Source organism: Bradyrhizobium sp. UFLA05-108 (assembly GCF_059803455.1).
This window is the reverse complement of record NZ_JBANAZ010000040.1, coordinates 1-15742: the sequence shown is the minus strand read 5'-3', so window position 1 is coordinate 15742 and position 15742 is coordinate 1. Positions and strand designations below refer to the sequence as shown.

General features: G+C 58.3%; 15 protein-coding genes and 2 pseudogenes. 7 read left to right on the top strand and 10 right to left on the bottom strand.

The annotated features are described in order from the left end of the window. Window positions 1-55 precede the first annotated feature (55 nt). The 5 genes from SO140_RS26730 (at window position 56) to SO140_RS26710 (ending at window position 2942) form a co-directional block, all read left to right on the top strand. On the top strand, window positions 56-568 hold the full coding sequence (locus tag SO140_RS26730) for a hypothetical protein (protein WP_498543410.1): 513 nt from the start codon (window positions 56-58) through the stop codon (window positions 566-568). Window positions 569-1052: 484 nt separating this feature from the next. Beyond that, entirely contained in the window at window positions 1053-1715 is a 663-nt protein-coding gene (locus SO140_RS26725; RefSeq protein ID WP_498543409.1) for a hypothetical protein, read from the top strand. Beyond that, window positions 1649-2476: a hypothetical protein gene (locus tag SO140_RS26720; protein WP_498543408.1), complete on the top strand. Its 828-nt coding sequence runs from the start codon at window positions 1649-1651 to the stop codon at window positions 2474-2476. The genes SO140_RS26725 and SO140_RS26720 overlap by 67 nt, the downstream gene beginning before the upstream one ends. A 17-nt stretch (window positions 2477-2493) precedes the next feature. Further along, window positions 2494-2643 (top strand): 50S ribosomal protein L30, encoded by a 150-nt coding sequence (gene rpmD, locus SO140_RS26715; protein ID WP_498543407.1) that lies wholly within the window; start codon window positions 2494-2496, stop codon window positions 2641-2643. Further along, window positions 2622-2942: a hypothetical protein gene (locus tag SO140_RS26710; protein WP_498543406.1), complete on the top strand. Its 321-nt coding sequence runs from the start codon at window positions 2622-2624 to the stop codon at window positions 2940-2942. Before rpmD ends, SO140_RS26710 begins: the two co-directional genes overlap by 22 nt. A 32-nt stretch (window positions 2943-2974) precedes the next feature. Here SO140_RS26710 and SO140_RS26705 read toward each other — a convergent pair whose 3' ends face one another. Continuing rightward, complete coding sequence (locus SO140_RS26705; protein WP_498543405.1) at window positions 2975-4186, bottom strand: IS256 family transposase; 1212 nt, start codon at window positions 4184-4186, stop codon at window positions 2975-2977. On the opposite strand from SO140_RS26705, the gene SO140_RS26700 reads away from it, so the two are divergent. Next, the gene (locus SO140_RS26700) at window positions 4185-4781 is read left to right on the top strand and encodes a hypothetical protein (RefSeq protein WP_498543404.1); all 597 of its coding nucleotides are present in this window, start codon (window positions 4185-4187) and stop codon (window positions 4779-4781) included. The two genes, SO140_RS26705 and SO140_RS26700, sit on opposite strands and share 2 nt — an antisense overlap. 208 nt (window positions 4782-4989) lie before the next feature. On the opposite strand, the gene SO140_RS26695 is transcribed toward SO140_RS26700, so the two are convergent. From SO140_RS26695 to SO140_RS26665, 7 genes and pseudogenes are all read right to left on the bottom strand, one after another. Beyond that, window positions 4990-5574 carry a hypothetical protein gene (locus SO140_RS26695; protein WP_498543403.1) on the bottom strand — a complete coding sequence of 195 codons (585 nt, stop codon included), beginning with the start codon at window positions 5572-5574 and terminating at the stop codon, window positions 4990-4992. Window positions 5575-6129: 555 nt separating this feature from the next. Beyond that, window positions 6130-8805, bottom strand: coding sequence for a CHAT domain-containing protein (locus tag SO140_RS26690; protein ID WP_498543402.1), 2676 nt, complete (start codon window positions 8803-8805; stop codon window positions 6130-6132). 25 nt (window positions 8806-8830) lie between these two features. Then, window positions 8831-10060: a tetratricopeptide repeat protein gene (locus tag SO140_RS26685; RefSeq protein WP_498543401.1), complete on the bottom strand. Its 1230-nt coding sequence runs from the start codon at window positions 10058-10060 to the stop codon at window positions 8831-8833. Window positions 10061-10906: 846 nt separating this feature from the next. Continuing rightward, window positions 10907-12001 carry an alpha/beta hydrolase gene (locus SO140_RS26680; RefSeq protein WP_498543400.1) on the bottom strand — a complete coding sequence of 365 codons (1095 nt, stop codon included), beginning with the start codon at window positions 11999-12001 and terminating at the stop codon, window positions 10907-10909. After that, on the bottom strand, window positions 11974-12504 hold the full coding sequence (locus tag SO140_RS26675) for a hypothetical protein (protein ID WP_498543432.1): 531 nt from the start codon (window positions 12502-12504) through the stop codon (window positions 11974-11976). Before SO140_RS26675 ends, SO140_RS26680 begins: the two co-directional genes overlap by 28 nt. Before the next feature lie 18 nt (window positions 12505-12522). After that, a pseudogene (locus SO140_RS26670) lies at window positions 12523-13068 on the bottom strand (FAD-dependent monooxygenase); the annotation flags it as partial. A gap of 81 nt (window positions 13069-13149) precedes the next feature. Further along, window positions 13150-13536, bottom strand: coding sequence for an FAD-dependent monooxygenase (locus SO140_RS26665; protein WP_498543399.1), 387 nt, complete (start codon window positions 13534-13536; stop codon window positions 13150-13152). A gap of 98 nt (window positions 13537-13634) precedes the next feature. Here SO140_RS26665 and SO140_RS26660 point away from each other — a divergent pair, with 98 nt between their 5' ends. After that, window positions 13635-14543 carry a LysR family transcriptional regulator gene (locus SO140_RS26660; protein WP_498543398.1) on the top strand — a complete coding sequence of 303 codons (909 nt, stop codon included), beginning with the start codon at window positions 13635-13637 and terminating at the stop codon, window positions 14541-14543. A gap of 327 nt (window positions 14544-14870) precedes the next feature. On the opposite strand, the gene SO140_RS26655 is transcribed toward SO140_RS26660, so the two are convergent. Both SO140_RS26655 and SO140_RS26650 read right to left on the bottom strand, forming a co-directional pair. Further along, window positions 14871-15215, bottom strand: a complete 345-nt coding sequence (locus SO140_RS26655; protein ID WP_498543397.1) for a hypothetical protein — start codon at window positions 15213-15215, stop codon at window positions 14871-14873. 41 nt (window positions 15216-15256) lie between these two features. Then, window positions 15257-15487, bottom strand: a pseudogene (locus tag SO140_RS26650) (HipA domain-containing protein); the annotation flags it as partial. Window positions 15488-15742 lie beyond the last annotated feature (255 nt).

Below are 15742 nucleotides of genomic sequence, written 5' to 3'. Positions count from 1 at the left end.
TGACATTTATGTCTTCCGGACAGGAATCCGTTGGGCGGCAGAGTGCAAGCGCCTGGTGCCCTCAACCTATGCCGCGCGCGAGAAGTCTCGGGGCACAGTACTCGCGCAGCCCGTCCATCAGCTGTGGCTGGAGCTTGGCGAATCCCTCATTGTCGAGGTGAAGTATCAAGTCGAACTGGACGAGGTCGAGGACGACTATCTCTTGCGACATGTGAGATCGGCTATTGAACGGCGATCGCTGACGCCCTGGAAGGATGAGGTGGCGACCGGACGAGTGCGCCCCATCGACTGGACGCTGCTCCGGCGAATTCTCGCCAAAGACTACGCCTATTTCGATGGAAGTCGGATGATCGAACTCCTGGCCGGACGATACATTCATACGGCCGATCACAGCATGGCGGCCTCAGGCCCACATATGCCGACGCTGTCTACCAGGCAGCGTGGTCAGCTGGGTCATCGAATCCGAAGCCGCTGTGCGTCAAAAGGCGCGTCACTTCCGCAGCACCATCGCGAACGCAATGCGGCAGCTTCCAAGCGATCGTCCTGGGGGGATCCACGTCGGCATTGAAACCGCGGCGGGCTCCGAGGTTGATTTCACTCGCCACTTCTTCAACACGATGCAAGCCAGAACATTTACGCCTGCTACCTCACGACTCAGGTGGGTCTACGCAAATTATTTTGTTCCCGAAGCAACCGAGAGAACGAGACGTGGACGATTACCGAGACGATGGTGCCCTACAAGATCGGCACCATCGAACGCGCTGGCCACTGCCCGGCCACATGCTGGTCTCGCCGGAGGATGGAAGTGAAAGCGGGGTCCATTGGCATCCTAAACGCGGCGCGAGTTCGAACGAAGGGTAATCGCAGCGCCAGGTCTGGGACCTGATGAAAACAACGGTAATTGTAGCTTGATAGCAAACTCGTCAGACGGTCCACATCATCCGATCCGAATGACGACGACAAGTTTCTGTCCAATATTTCAATGGGATGGCGCGTTCAGCCCACCGATGATACGGCCGTCGCTTACCCAAAACCACAAAGGAGCCAAGTCAGTGAGCCTCGTATCCTCGAAGAACAATCTCGCTCGTGAGCTCTTTGTGCGAACGGCGGACCAAAATTACGTAACGGTGCGTTGGTGTGCCAACAACGGCCTCAACACCGACTTTCTTTGGCTGGCGGTGCACGCGCTTGAAAAATATTACAAGGCCGCGCTGCTTGTGAATGGTCATGGCACAAGAGGTTACAGCCACAATGTGGTTCGCCTGCACCAAGACGTGAAGGCCTTCGCCGGCGATTTGTTGCCCGACCGGCTTGCCAGGCCAGGTCAGCTCGACCTCGTTCTCTGGCGGGAGAGGACCGCTGAGGAGTTCATGGCTCACCTACGCGACAATGGAAACGCCGACAACCGTTATGCCATCTATGGTTATGTGACCGGTACGCAGGATCTCCATATGCTCGATACCATGGTATTCGCTGTCCGACGACTGGCATGCGAGCTCGATGTTGGCGTATTTGCCGGAGACAACGAACCGGGTATACCCAACTTCACGCATCGCGATATCCTCACGCGGCAGCCCGCCGATTACTTTCCGACGGCGATGCCGTTGGATGACCTGATCGGGACACGCGCATCGGGAAGAAGGATCGCATGCTGGCGGTCTATGCATTCGATGGCCAGAGCAAGGGCATTAATCTCTTCGGCGCCGACAGCTTGATCTTTAACGAAATGCCGAGCTGCTTTGGACTTCGGGCCAACGACACGCCGCTCTTGAACGTCTCGGCCGACTTCTTTTGCTCGAAAGGGTGCGGGCTTCCGTTCCCTGACACCATGACGCTACAGATCGGAGGACCGGACGACGGGCGCCTGATGCTGCAGGACTTCAAGTACCCAACGGCAGTCAGCAGTCCCGTGACCAGGCTTAAATTGTACAAGCCCGTGGTCTGGCTTTACCAACCCATCAAGTTGCCGTCCTTGGATCCAATTTTTCAGGGAGGCTTCGTGGGCCATACCAACGCCTTCGATTCCCGCACGGCCGCTTTGACCCTCGAAGGAAGCGATCGGCTGGGCGCCCTCTTTCGCCAAGACCCGGAGGGGGTGCGAGTTTACCGCAAACCGTCAGAAATGATCGAATTCAATGAAGTAACCGGCGACGATTGCGCCATGCAGAAAGACATCGCGGCGAGCGTCTACGATTGCCAGATTCACCTAAGGCGGTCAATCGCCGATGGATTGATCGCAGTCGCAAGAACAGGTTGGAAAACGCGCTCCGCCAGATCAAGTTGGACAACGCCGCGGAAATGGCGCGACTTTTCCGGAATGGTACTCTCGGCCGCTCGCGCCCGAACGAGGAAGTTGCCGGGAAGTAAAACGATGCGGCCCGTTCTACAGAGCATCGGTCTTCACGACGTGGCTGGTTTGCCGTTCGAAGGGCTCTCGCTATATTTGCGTGACCGTCCCGCTTTGTCAGCTCCATAGCATACAAGAGGCATGGCATGGCCCAAGGCCTAATCAAGGTCGTGCAGACGGGTAGTCCGATCCGACGGCCAGCGTGCCAGCGGCGCACGCTCAGAGGTCTAGGGCTCAACAAAATTGGACGTGTGCGAACTCTAGAGCACACCCCTTGCGTTCGCGGGATGATCTGATCGACAAGGTCAAGCACATGCTAAGGATCCTTGTCGAAATCAAGGAGCTCTCCTCCCGCCGCTTCAACGCGCTCGCAGGCTATGCGCGCAATCCAGCGACGGTTACCGTTTTCGAAGAAGCGGAATGGTACGCCACCGGCGATGAACGGATCATCGGAATCGTCGTGCGAGACCTCGAAGATGACGACTGGGGCTGGATCTTTCTAGGTCGTGATGAACGGCTTCGCTTTCGCGCAATAGATGCGAACAGCTCCTTGCATTCCATCGAGGAAACGCGGAGATGTCCCGATCGCTGTTGAACTACGTCGGGCCGACGTTGCCGGAACGAATGTTACGCGGCCCTCGTGACGTGGGCAACGGGCTTGATCGTCATGCGAGCGTGGTGAGCTTGAAGGGCCGCACGCAGAACCGACAATTGCTTATGCGCCTTCAATCGTCGGAAGCCCTTGTTGGCCTCGATCATGCCGGCCGCCACCCATCCCAAGGCCATAGCGGCATCTCGCCAGCGTTTGACGTTGCGCGTGACGCGGCGAATGGTGCCCATCATGTTCTCGGCGATGTTGGTACAGGCGAGTGATCGACGAAGCTCCTTCGGCAGCTTCAACCGGACGACAGTCAGGATCTCGTCGAGGCCTTCGAGGATGCTGGCCGCTACGCCGGGCCATTGCTGGTCGAGTCGGCGCGCGAGATTGCGGATCAATTTTTCAGCCTTGTCGGCGTCATCGAGCTCCCAGGCCTGGCGTAGCACCCGACGGGTGGCAGCATGGTGCTCTTTCGGCAGGCGTTCCATGATGTTGCGCGCCTTGTGGATCTGGCAGCGCTGGATCGCGGCGGCCGAACCGAAGGTGCGGCGGATCGCCTTCGACAACGCTTTCGCGCCGTCGACGATGAACAGTCTTGGCACCGTCGGGTCGAGCCCGCGCGAGATCAGGTTGTCCAGCAGGGCCTGAACCGTTGCGGCGTTCTCGGTCGCCCCTTCCACTAGCGCCAGCGGATGCTTTTTGCCATCGCCGTCAACCCCGATCGCGGCGACCAGCACGAGATCGTCGCCGAGATGCAGCCCGTCGATTTGGACCACCAGAAGGTCGAGCGCGGACAGATCGGTAGCCATGAAGTCCGCCAGCGGTGCCGGCACGTCACCCTCGGGCAGCCGGACAGCGCGGCCGAACCGGCGCGTCGACACATTGATCAGCATCAGGTTCATCGCCCAGCGACCGAGCCAGTCCTCCTGCGCTGCCGTTTCCCAGCTCGGGATCGTGACCTCGCGGCCGTCCACGCCCCGGACCCGCGGGCGCTCGACCTCGATCTTGCCGCCGTGGAAGCCGATCCGTCCCCACGTTCGGCCCCAACGGTGCGCCCGCCGCGCCGCGTCGCGACCGTGGCGCGGCCCGCAGGCCGCCGTGACATCCGCCTCCATCATCGTGCCGAGCGCCTCGATCCCTGCCGCAAGGCAGAACCGATCGAAGCTCGCCCGCACTTCTGCAAACGCTTCGTCCACAGCCCCGGTCGCCGGCGAACCAGCCGGTGTGATATCTCTCGTCATGGCGTTGCTCTCCTTTGTGGAATCAGCACCCCGAGCCTACCGGCTCAAGGTGGGCAACGCCGACCTCTTCAGAAATTCAACAGAACCCGGGACATCCCCGGAAACGCGGCGCGACCTTCTGGAAGAAATGGAACTTCATAATGGTGAGCCGGACGAGGCCTTTTTCGAGGGTGACGCGCCGGGCGCGGCCTTGGATTTCCTCACACCTAGCGTTCCACTGGAGGGACTAAACCCAGGCTTCCGTATCCTGCGTTCAGAGGCGCGCTATTCGCCGGCCCGCGAGATCATCGAAGCTATGATGCGATTCTACGAGGACATGGATGGCAATTTTGTCGAGCAATTCCAGACGACGGCATTCGACGCGCGACTGTGGGAACTATATCGGTTTGCGACCTTTGCAGAGCTCGGTTACGCACCTGCGCCGGAACCTTGCGATCCCCGACTTTATCTTTCGGGGCCTGGATGGCGCGATCGGAGTCGAAGCAACGTCCGTCAACCCGGGCGCAGTCGTTCCTCCACCCACCCGTCTCCAGGAGTTTTGGCCTATATTGAAAACTACGTGCCGATCCGCCTTGGCCGGGTTTTGCGGCGATAGCCGGCCGAAGGAGACGTCATAAAGGTTAGATCAATTGGTCCGACAGTTCCCGCCCCCTTCTCTTAGGCCTTTTCAAGCTCTTAACCTGGCACGACCGCAATACGGTCACTTTGGACGACTGCGGAAACATTAGGTGGATTGGGGAGAGCGCGCCCTCGGCCTCCGCCGCCGTGCACGGAGCAGACAACGACGGCTCATGCACTTGCCGCTATCCCTTCTGCAATTCCGCTCTTTTCTCAATCAGGTCTTTGAGCCGCTGTTCGTCACCCAACGATTGATAGATCGCGATTGCGCGATCGAGATGAGTCAATCCCAACTTGGCGTTGCCAAGCGCCGTTCCATAGAGTTTCGCCAATTGATCGTTAGCGATAGCTTCGCTCTCCAAATCTCCCCGGCTAACGGCCACATCAGCTACCCTCTTGTAAAGCTCAATCGCCTCGCTTGCTCGTTTGACGGCGACCAGCAAGTCTGCCAATGCGAGTAAAAGCGCGGGCTCATTCGCGCCAGGCGCCTCACCGAGTAACCCGATCGCTTCGGCTTTTAGATCCTTACCCGAATACAAAGCAGCAAGCAGCAATTGAGTCGACTCGCTCGGCAGCTTCAACGCACGAATTTTGCTCTCGGAAGCGCGCACCTTTTCTGCTTCGTTCGGCGAAATGAGCACAAATCCGAGGTTGGGGGTCGTCTCTTCATCCGAGCTACGACCGCCGCCGTTAACTGAGACTTTGTACGTGACATTAGGAGAGAGCGGCGCGGCCGTCTTTGGGTAGATCAATTCGGTCTTCCCGCGCACGTCCGTCTGCCATCGCCATCCGCCAGGACCTCGCACCACGACGCTATAGTCTGCGATTCCGGCCAGCGGAGTCCACCTTATCGCCGGTTGCGCATTCAGGATTGATGTGCTGCGCGGGGACAGAACCAGGATTGAACCCGCTCCGGCGTTTCGGGCCGGAGCCACCCGACTTTCCTTGTAAATGAGATCGGGCAAAACCGCTCCGCAGGGACTCCCTGAAGGAAAGTCGCTAACAGTATGCAAAGAGAGATCCGCGCAGACGACAACCGCAGTAGCGACTTTGCTATCCGTAAAGAGCTCGTCACCCGACGCAATTCTCGCGCCGAAGAAAGCTCGGATCGGTTTATTCCACCCCGCTCTCTTCAGAGAAATATTGCCCTCCGTGGCGATCAGATAGTTGAGCGACCGAGGGGTAGCCGCCTGCTGTGCATGTGACGGAAGGGCAGAGAACCCGAAGAGACATAAACAAAACAGGTCGATCGCCCTCTTAGTCATCGAATCTGAAGCGCACCTCATCAACTCTCTCCATCCGGATGCCTCAGTATCATCAAAGTGCTACTCGGCCCTTGCGATTGAGCCTTTAATGGGGAGCTTCAATCCCTGCCCGGGATTTCCGTTCAAGATGAAGCCAGCCCAATAATATGGATGCGGATATCTCTTCCGCACAACGTCTTGCGCCTCCCGGAGAGCTTCTGCCATCGAATTCCCTTTGACCAGACCGCCGTGAAACGTCTCCATCAGGAGAGCACTCGCTTCGTCGTCGACGCTCCAAAGGCTTGCGACAATCGCTCTCGCTTTCGCCAGAAGAAACGCGCGATTAAGGCCTATGAGCTCGTCGCCAGAGCTCTGACGACCCAGTTGCGTTTCGCACGCGCTCAGGACCACCAATCCGACACGACTAAGGTCCAGCCCATAGAGCTCGTAAACGTTCAGATTTCCATCGTTTTCTGGATCGCTTGCCAGAAGGATTCGTGAGAATCCCGGCCGTTTCGAGTTCAGCTGTCCATGGGCCGCGATATGAATCACTGTGCTGCCCGGACCCGCTTTGCGAAGCGCCGTCTCGCTAGCACTCTGGTCGGTCAACGGAAGGACGCCATAGGCACTGCCCACGCCCTCTGCTTCTCGTTTGGCGTACACAAGCAACGGCATACCAGCCCGGCTGTGCGCGAACACTGTGACGTTCGGATGAGCCGACGCTGAGGCTGGCGGCATGAAGCGCATGAAATCCACGCTTGGAAGATAGAACAGCTTTCGCTTTTCACCCAAGAACTTCTGGCCATCCGTGAGCGCTGAGAACGGCAAATAGTGCAGAGGTCCGTGAGGAACGATGCCCACGAGGCTGGCAAGCATCGGCTCGATAGGCTTGATGAGCAGGACGTACAGCTCTGCAAGGCCACCATCCGATCGAGCAGAGTCATCCGTCTGTGCAAATTCACGAAACCATTCGACGGCGTCTGCAATCTTCGATCTTGAAACTGGCAAGATCAGAGCGTCAAAGGAGGAGCTCTTGATGACGAAGACAATCGTCGCATCCGAGGTTGTCACATAGGAGACTAAACTTGTTTCCGGGGTGAGCCCACGCTGAATTTGATCAAGCAGCACGGGATCGAGATCGAGAAGCGCGGTTTGCGGCCCCCCCTTCAACTTCAATCGTGTCGTCAGGGTCTCGTACTGGGCTCGCTTCCGATCCAGTTGGCTTCCCAGCGCGGCCAACATGGCTGACCTGCCCTCACTAAGGCTTTGCCGAGCAGAGTCGATATCGCGCTCGAGGGCCGTCAGCTCTCCGGCCAATTCCTGTTGCTGCCGCGCCAGCTCGGAGGTCTGCTGGTCGGCCAAGACAAGCCTCTGCTGGGACATCGACTCTATGAACGTTCGCGCACGACCTCTCTCCGAGTATGAGAACGCCTCTTCGCGACGGCCTAATTTCACAAGCAACAAAGTGATCCGCCCGTAGAGGTCCGAGATTTGCTCGGCGAAGCCGGCTCGCAGCTCATCAACTCCAACGCTCGAGCGCATGCCTTCACGAACTCGGATCGCTCGGCGATAGTGGTCGAGCGCCTCTTCCATCATACCTTTCTGCTCGAGCAACATGCCTATTGCTTGCAATGCGGTCGCTTCGCTGACACGCGCCGTCGGACTAATTCCAGCCTCCGGCGCCCGTTGCGTGGTCGCAAGGCTACGCTCGAAATAGTCAAGCGCTTTAGAGAGGTCACCTTTGCGCCGCAAGATAAGTCCGTAGTCGCCCAGCAGACTAGCCACGTTGGTTTGATCGAAGTCGCCGTTCGCCAATGCCAATGCCAATGCCTGCTGCCCATCGGCCAGCGCCTCGTCAATTCGACCCGAACTTGCCTTCGCAAGGGCTAAATTCATTAGAGCGGTAGCTTTGTCCCTTGGCTGCCTCGAATAGCTCAGCATTCGCTCGAAGGCCTCGAGCGCGCCTTCGGAATCGCCTGCACCGTGCAAAGTCTGCCCGATATTGAGTGCCGCGGCTCGAGCGCCGAGAAGATCGTTGCTCTCGAGGTGAAACCTCTCTGCGCGCCGGAATTCGGACAACGCATCATCGTTGCGCGCAACGTCCTTATAGAGAAGACCGAGAGTATTCCGCAGCCCACCCTCCGCTTCTTCGACTTGAAGATCGAATGCGTCGTAGATTGCCTTAAATGCGTCTTCGAATTTCCCCATGCGCCTGTAGGCAAGCGCAATGTTTACGAGCGTCCTGGCTTGACCAGCACGGTCCTGAACGTTTTGTCTTATCGCGAGCGCGTCATGCAGCGCATTCAGCGCTTCGCCTTCGCGACCCAGGACTCCCAACGTCACCGCGATATTATTCAGCGATTGCGACAGGGAGCGGCATTCACCATTGACCCTGCGGAGAGCAAGGGCTTCGCGATGCCTCGACAGAGATTCCGAATATCTTCCCAATCGGCGAAGCAGAACGCCGATATTGCTGATGGTTTGCGCCTCACCTTCCTTATCTCCTGCCTTTTTGAATTTTGGAAGCAGCTCCTGATAGCGACGCAGTGCGCCCTCGGGATCCTGCACGGCCGTCTCGGAGATTTGCTGCTCTTTGAGATGCGCTTCGTCCGAAAGCCCTTTCTTCGCCGGCGGCAAAACCTTGTCGATCTGACATGCGGGCACCGTCGGCTGAGCAACGGTTGAGCCGGCCCACAGAAGCCCCAGGAAGAAGAAAACGACGCGACAATCACGTCGTCGAGCCGCAAGCAGCCCCACGGCTGCAAGATTTGATCGAGGCGAGCTACTTGAGTTGAACTTTGCGCCTTGCTTCGACCAGCCAGGCAGCTTCGATAGACGGATCCTCGCTGGCATACTTTAAGCAGGCCTCCCAATTGGATCGGTTCTGCGCCTTGGCGTCGTCCGTTATTGCCGAACCTTCCGTGATCTTGGCCAGCAAGCAGTAAGCAGACGCCCCGTTCGCCTTGACATTCAGGGCTTTGCGGACATCCGCCTCTGCCGCAGCCGGCTCATTCAGAAGAATTTTGGCCCAAGCCCGATTCTTGTAGGCGGAATACCGTTCATCGTCCGGCGAGGCAGGGATCTCGAATCGAGAAATCAGTTTATCGAGCACGCTTAACGCTACACCCGGATACTTGCCTTCGATCAGGATGACGTGAGCCAAGTTATTATGGGCCCGGCGAAAGCCCGGATCCAACGCGACCGCGGACCGGTATTCACCTATCGCTTTATCGATTTGAAGAAGGTCTTCGTATACTGTCGCGAGATTGTAATGCGCTTGCGCGTAGTCCGGCTGCAGAGCTATGGCTCGCTTGAATGCGTCCGACGCTTCCAGGAGCGATCCGGCCCTGTGTCGCGCGTCCCCGTGATCGTTGTAAAGGCGTGCCCACCACGGCAACGACGCATAAAGGGCGATGGCCACAAGCAGCGTAGCTACCGTGACACTGACCGTGAGAGCGGCTTGCCCGACCAGCGGCAGTTTCAGGTCATCGAAGAGTCTAGAAATACGGAGCCGACCGCTTTCCGTTAGGGCGCTTGCTGACAGCAAAGCAAGTAGGGCTTGGACGATTACGCTTAACGCGCCGAACAAGTCCGGGCCATCCTTCAGAAATCGCGAGGCCGCTTCAGTCATTAAACCGACAGAAATCGTCAGAACGATTCCGGCGATCGCTATCCAATACCACGTCGCTTTGACGTGGCCGCTGAGAATGCTTTCATCAAGGTTCCACCACCATTGAAGCGGGCTTGCGCCGACCGAGGCGCGCCACTGGCTCGCCTCGTCGGTAAATTTGCCGAGCCTCTTTGTCTCGAAAAGTGCCCGCAGGCTTGCGTCTGCCAGGCAAAGGCTTTCTAACTGGGGCGCGTCGAGCACAGCTTGACTTAAGACTCGCGCGAGATTTTCGCGCAAGGTCAGCACCGCCAGGACGTCGGTTGCGCAGGGATCCTGGAGCAAAGCGAGCCTTTCGACCGCTGCTGCAAATTCGAGAATTTGCGGCTCGGTCGATGTCGACATGACAAAATTAGCTCGCTGTTTTGGTCCAGATTGAACCTATGACTGCTCGCCCAAATCGAGCCGATCCGATCGGCGAGATTAAGGCATCCCTAAATAAATTAAGTGTACGGCTCCATTTCTACAACCCTGTCGAGGGACAGTCTAGGCTGTGCACGATCACTGTCGTCAAGCGAATGGGTCTGCGCAGATCACCATTAACCTCGGGACCCTGCCCCGACGTTGCAATCCCACTGATGCATGAGCGTCCCCAGCCCGACCACGAATGTGGTGAATGCAATGAAATCGGTCCGGCGTAACGTGCAGCGGCTCCGTATGCTTTCCCACATGCTAGATGGACCTTGTCGAGTACTTGTGGGCGGCCGCCACGATCATATCGGCTCTTAAGCCACTTTGTGCGGGATAGCTGATGGCGCGCCCAAGGATTCGAATGCCGCTGAGCCCGCCATCCCTGCGAGAAGGACTCGATAACAGGGACGAAGGATAGATGCTTGGTTGTACGGTGGGTGTCTGAAAATCGAGAAGGAGCGACAAAACTCGTCCACAACGAGGACGTAAGCGCCTGTTTTCAATAGGGAAAGAGCTTTGGAGCGGGTGAAGGGAATCGAACCCTCGTATTCAGCTTGGAAGACGACTGCCGCTTTCTGCCACGGCCCGAAACGCATTGCCGCCCTGCCCTGACTGCATTCGGGTACGTGACAAAGGCCTCGCCTCCAAAGCCGGCAGAATAGCCGGCGTCGATATCGCCGAGCAGGACCAGAACTTTCGTCACATCGTTGGCCGAGCCGTTCGTGGTCCCGACGCTCGACTGGCTTGGCCCGGCGCGTGTCCCGATCCAGCGGCCTGCGGCTACGATCTGAGCACCCCGCTAAACCAGTCCGCTACCAGCGTGTTTCGCTCGTCCCGATAGTTGTAGATCGTGTGCTCGCCGTCTGGCCAGGACTTGAGGCGCGATCGGGGATCGGCGTTGCCTTCGAGAAACGCACTCTGAGATCCCGGCTTGACCAGGGCATCGGCGCCGCCCTCAAGCACCAGCGTCGCACAGGGGATAGGAGTGCGGCGGCCGTCGAAGATAAGCGCGGAAACACGCTCGGCCAGCAAATCCGGATCGTGGCAGCCGAACATCGCGGCGAGCTGTTCTTGCGCGGTGCGGAACGGCGGCACCTCCGTGCGCAACGGAGCACCATTGATACAGCAGGCGTGCACACGGCTGTCGCGGATGGCAGTTAATGCCGCGAGGAGCCCGCCATAGCTGTTGCCCCACAGCCCGATCCTCTGACCAGGCGCGCGCATTAGGGCAAGATCGACGAAGCGGCTCAAGCCGCTTGCGACGTCGTCATCGGCGAGGATGCCTCCCTCAAGCCTGCTCTCGCCCTGCCCTGGACCATCTACCAGGAAACAGTCGATTCCTTGCAGACAGAGCGCTTCGGCCATCGACCGATAGGCCGTGGACCAGCCGCTCATACCCCCGAACACAATCACGCTTGCAGGGGTTCGCTCCTCAACCGCTTGAAAATGCCATCCAAACAGCATCCCGTGCCGGTATGGCCCTTCTACCTTCGTCGCCGGATAATGCGACAGCGCAGCAAAGCGCGCGAAGCACTTGGTCATCCGGCGATAGAGCTCCCGCTTTCGCTCGCCATCCGCATTGAAGGCCATTTGAGCAAAGATCAGACTCACAGCAGCGGCGTGCCAGCCTTCGCGGGCAAGCGCTACATCACTGGCGGCCTCAGCAAGGCGTTGCTCCTCGTGCGCCATCTCTTCAAGCACGAGGTCCCAGGGCCTCCCCTCGCGCACCCGTTGATGTGCGAGCTGTGCCTTCTGGAGCGTCATGCCATAGTCGACCATTCGCGTGAGCGACATCGCTCGGCACAGGGCCTCGATTTCTTTGGCCTGTTGTTCGGATATAGTCATGTTCACGCTGCCAATGCCGCCGTGCGCCACGATAGTTTCTGCTGGAGATTTTCTACAAGGTCGGTGACGTCCTTCAGCCCGGCGGCAAAGCCAAACAGATTGGTGTCCGGACGGATGATCATCGCGGCAGTGTTCTTTTCGGCGAGATAGGACGAATAGGTTCCATCGATATCGAGCAAGCGTTCGACGCCGGCGCCGGCATCGTCGGCGAGCGTCAATGCGCGGCAGCCGAGACTCCTAAGAAAGCCCATGCGCGATGGGCCAAGAATAGCCGCTGGATTGCGTTCAGCAATCAGCGCGAAACTGTAACCGACGAGGTCGTCGAGCCTTGCAACTCGATCGCCGATCCTGACTCGCCCCTGTGGCGGTATCGAGCCCACCGCCTTTCCCCAGGCGCCGCGACGGTCATCCTGAATGATGCCGGCGGAGAGGGAAGGAAATGGCGGCGGCGGCGGGACCAGGTTGAACCGGAAAGCCAGGTCACGGAAGAACGCGACCGTGCGGCTATGTGTATTGGCGATTTTCCCCAACATCACCGCCGTACGCATGATGTGCGCGACATGCGGACGGCGCTCGGGCTCGTAGCTCTCAAGGATTTCCGGTGATGCGACGTTCCGGAGCACGAGATCGAGTTTCCAGGCAAAATTCGCGGCGTCCCTGATACCGGAGCAAGCGCCCTGCCCGAGATAGGGCGGCATGGTATGTGCGGCGTCACCTCCCAAAAACACCGGCCCGCGGCGCCAGCTTCGCGCCATCCGGCATTCGAAGGTGTCGACGATCTGCCTGATGATCCGAGGGTCGTCCGGGCCGACATCGTGATATTGCTTCAAGATTCTCCAGGCGCTCTCCGCGCGCTCCATCTCGTCGGTGTCCTCGTCCGGCAGCAGCGCAAATTCAAACCGCTGACGATTTGTGCCGATCGGCAGGAACATGTGGCCTCGTGCCGGATCGCAATACTGCTTTGTTTCCTCGAAGCTTGGAGGAAGCGGCCGCGTGCGCTCCCCGTCGATATTGAGCCAGCGCTCGTTGAAGCCGGAATCGCCGCGTTCGATCCCGAGCGCGGACCTGACGAAGCTCTTGGCGCCATCGACTGCAAAGACGTAGCGCGGTTTCCGCGACGTCGCCTGCTTTTAGCGAGAGTTCGACGTTTCCGGCTGATATTTTCAAGCCGGTGAGCTTCACCCCCTGGCGTACCTTGACGTTCGGCAAGCTGCGCACCGGTCGATCGCCGCCTCGATATCGGGTTGATGAATCGAGATATGCGCCGGAAATCCCATCGGCAGGCTGGGGATGTCGACGACATCGACCAGCCGCTTTCCTTTTGCATTATAGAAAATGTAGGATTCGATCGGCGATGAATCCCTGAGCGCCTCCTCGATGTCGCATGCGAAGCCGAGCAGCCTCGCGGTCTCTCCATCGATATGCGTCAATCGCGGAAGACCATAAAGAGACGGCCATCGTTCGACGACCAGGACGCGGTGGCCGAGCTGCCCCAGGAGCGATGCCGCGGTCAGGCCCGTCGGTCCATAGCCGATAACGGCCACATCGAAGTCGGTCTGAGCCATGAATGTCCTCCCCGTATTTTTTGCAGCTTGTGATACCGTGAGGCATGGGTACAATCGATTGTGTTTATAAGCCGTATCTATAGCGTGGATGCCTCATCATGCGCTTCAAAGGTCTCGACCTGAACCTCCTTGTCGCGCTCAACGCGCTGATGACCGAGCGCAGCCTCACTGCGGCGGCGCGAAGCATCCATTTGAGCCAACCGGCGATGAGCGCGGCGGTCGCCAGATTGCGTGCCTATTTCCGCGATGATCTCTTCACGATGCGCGGCCGCGAACTGGTTCCGACGCCGCTTGCCGAAACGCTGGCTGCGCCGACCCGCGAAGCGTTGCTGCACATCCAGCTTTCCGTGACCGAGGGTGATACGTTCGACCCGGCCAAATCGAACCGCCGCTTCCGGATCATTCTGTCTGATTTCATGACGTTGTTGTTCTTTCGGACGGTGATCGCGCGTGTTGCGCGCGAGGCCCCCGGCATCACGTTCGAGCTGATTCCGTTTGACGACCAACCGGACGAGCCACTTCAGCGCGGCGAGGTTGATTTCCTGATCTTTCCAGAAATGTACATGTCAGACGTGCACCCCAAGGCAAAGCTGTTTGACGAGACGCTGGTGTGCGTTGGCTGTCACACGAACAAGCAGCTTTCACGCAAGCTCACCGTCGAGCGATACATGTCGATGGGACACGTTGCGGCGCAGTTCGGACGAACGCTCAAGCCTTCGATCGAGGCATGGCTCCTGCTCGAGCATGATCACAAGCGGCGTATCGAGGTTTCGGTGCCGAGCTTCAGCATGATCCCTCCGCTGCTGCTGGGCACCGAACGGATCGCGACCATGCATTCACGGCTGGCGCGACATTTCGGGGCGACGATGCGGCTGCGGATCGTTGATCTTCCACTGCCGCTTCCAGCCTTCACCGAAGCCGTGCAATGGCCGGCGCTTCACAACAATGATCAGGCAAGCATCTGGATGCGCGAGATCATGTTACAGGAGGCGTCCCGCATCGCATGAGGCCACACGACATCGCAAGCATAGCTAAACTTTGATTGGAGAGCCGAACATTTCGTCTCCAATCTTCGCGCCAATCCATCCGAAAAGGTTACCAAAACAATGTCAGCTTTCTACGATCGGCTTTGATTTGTCGCATCAAGCAACCTGGGCGACTTTCGCAATCGGCCTGAGGCTGCGATCATCGGCCGTTTGTGAAAAAGGACTAATACTTAAAGCGTGCAGTCCAAGTTCCTGGCTTGATTCTATTGGACAACTTCCAAGGTGGGAAGCGGGAGCGCCGGCATTTTGAGACCTAGCACCAAAACGTCTGAGGACGACCGGGCTTCATTAGTTATCGGCCGTTACTTCTTCATGTCCATCTGGAAGAGATTGATCGAGTTTCGATAGTTGGTTGCGAATTCGCTTGACCCGTTTCTTCACTTCGAACGCGATCCGATCGAGCATTTGGTGCGACCCTACAGGCGATAATGCGATTGCATCTTTTGCCGCGTCGGCATTCGCGTTGACCAGTTCGCAAAGTTCTTCGACTCGTTTGAGGGTTCGAGCTGGGCTCAGCGATACCTGTCTTGCCAGTTGCTGCCAATCGGAGCCGTGAACGTGGATACCTTCCCTTCGACCGTTGAGGGCCTGCGCCAGCCGCTTCGTGATCTTAGGATAGACTTCGCCGCACATAAGTTATAGAGCGGCGCGAGTTTCGCCGACCCACTCGCACCTATCAGGATAGAATAGTTCTTGGCGTGAGCGTCGACGTTGCAGATCAAGATGTTGTAGATGACGGCATCCATAAGCGCCAGTCTGGCACCTGGCTGAATGAAACGAGCGGCACCGTCGAACAACGCCTTGAGACCCGGACCGCTCCTGACGGAAGGAGAGGTAAATTCGTATTTTGAGCTTGGGAAGTACCCAAGCAATTGACAGAAATCCTCTTGGTGCACGCGTACGATCTGGCCTTCCGACGTCTTGAGACGATCGTAGCGCTCGACCAGAAGGTAGAGCCTTTTTCCCGCTCGGCCGGTATTACCGATCGGGAATATTTAGGCTTTTGGTCTTTGAAATTTACCGATCGGGAAGATGGCCTCAATCACAAGCCGCAGCGTTCGGCGAGCTCGTCTTGAGTCAGCCCTAGCAGGCTGTTGAAGAACTCAGCCGCGTTCGCAAACGAAGGCTGAATCGTCGCCATTATGGATGTAGAAGTGGCC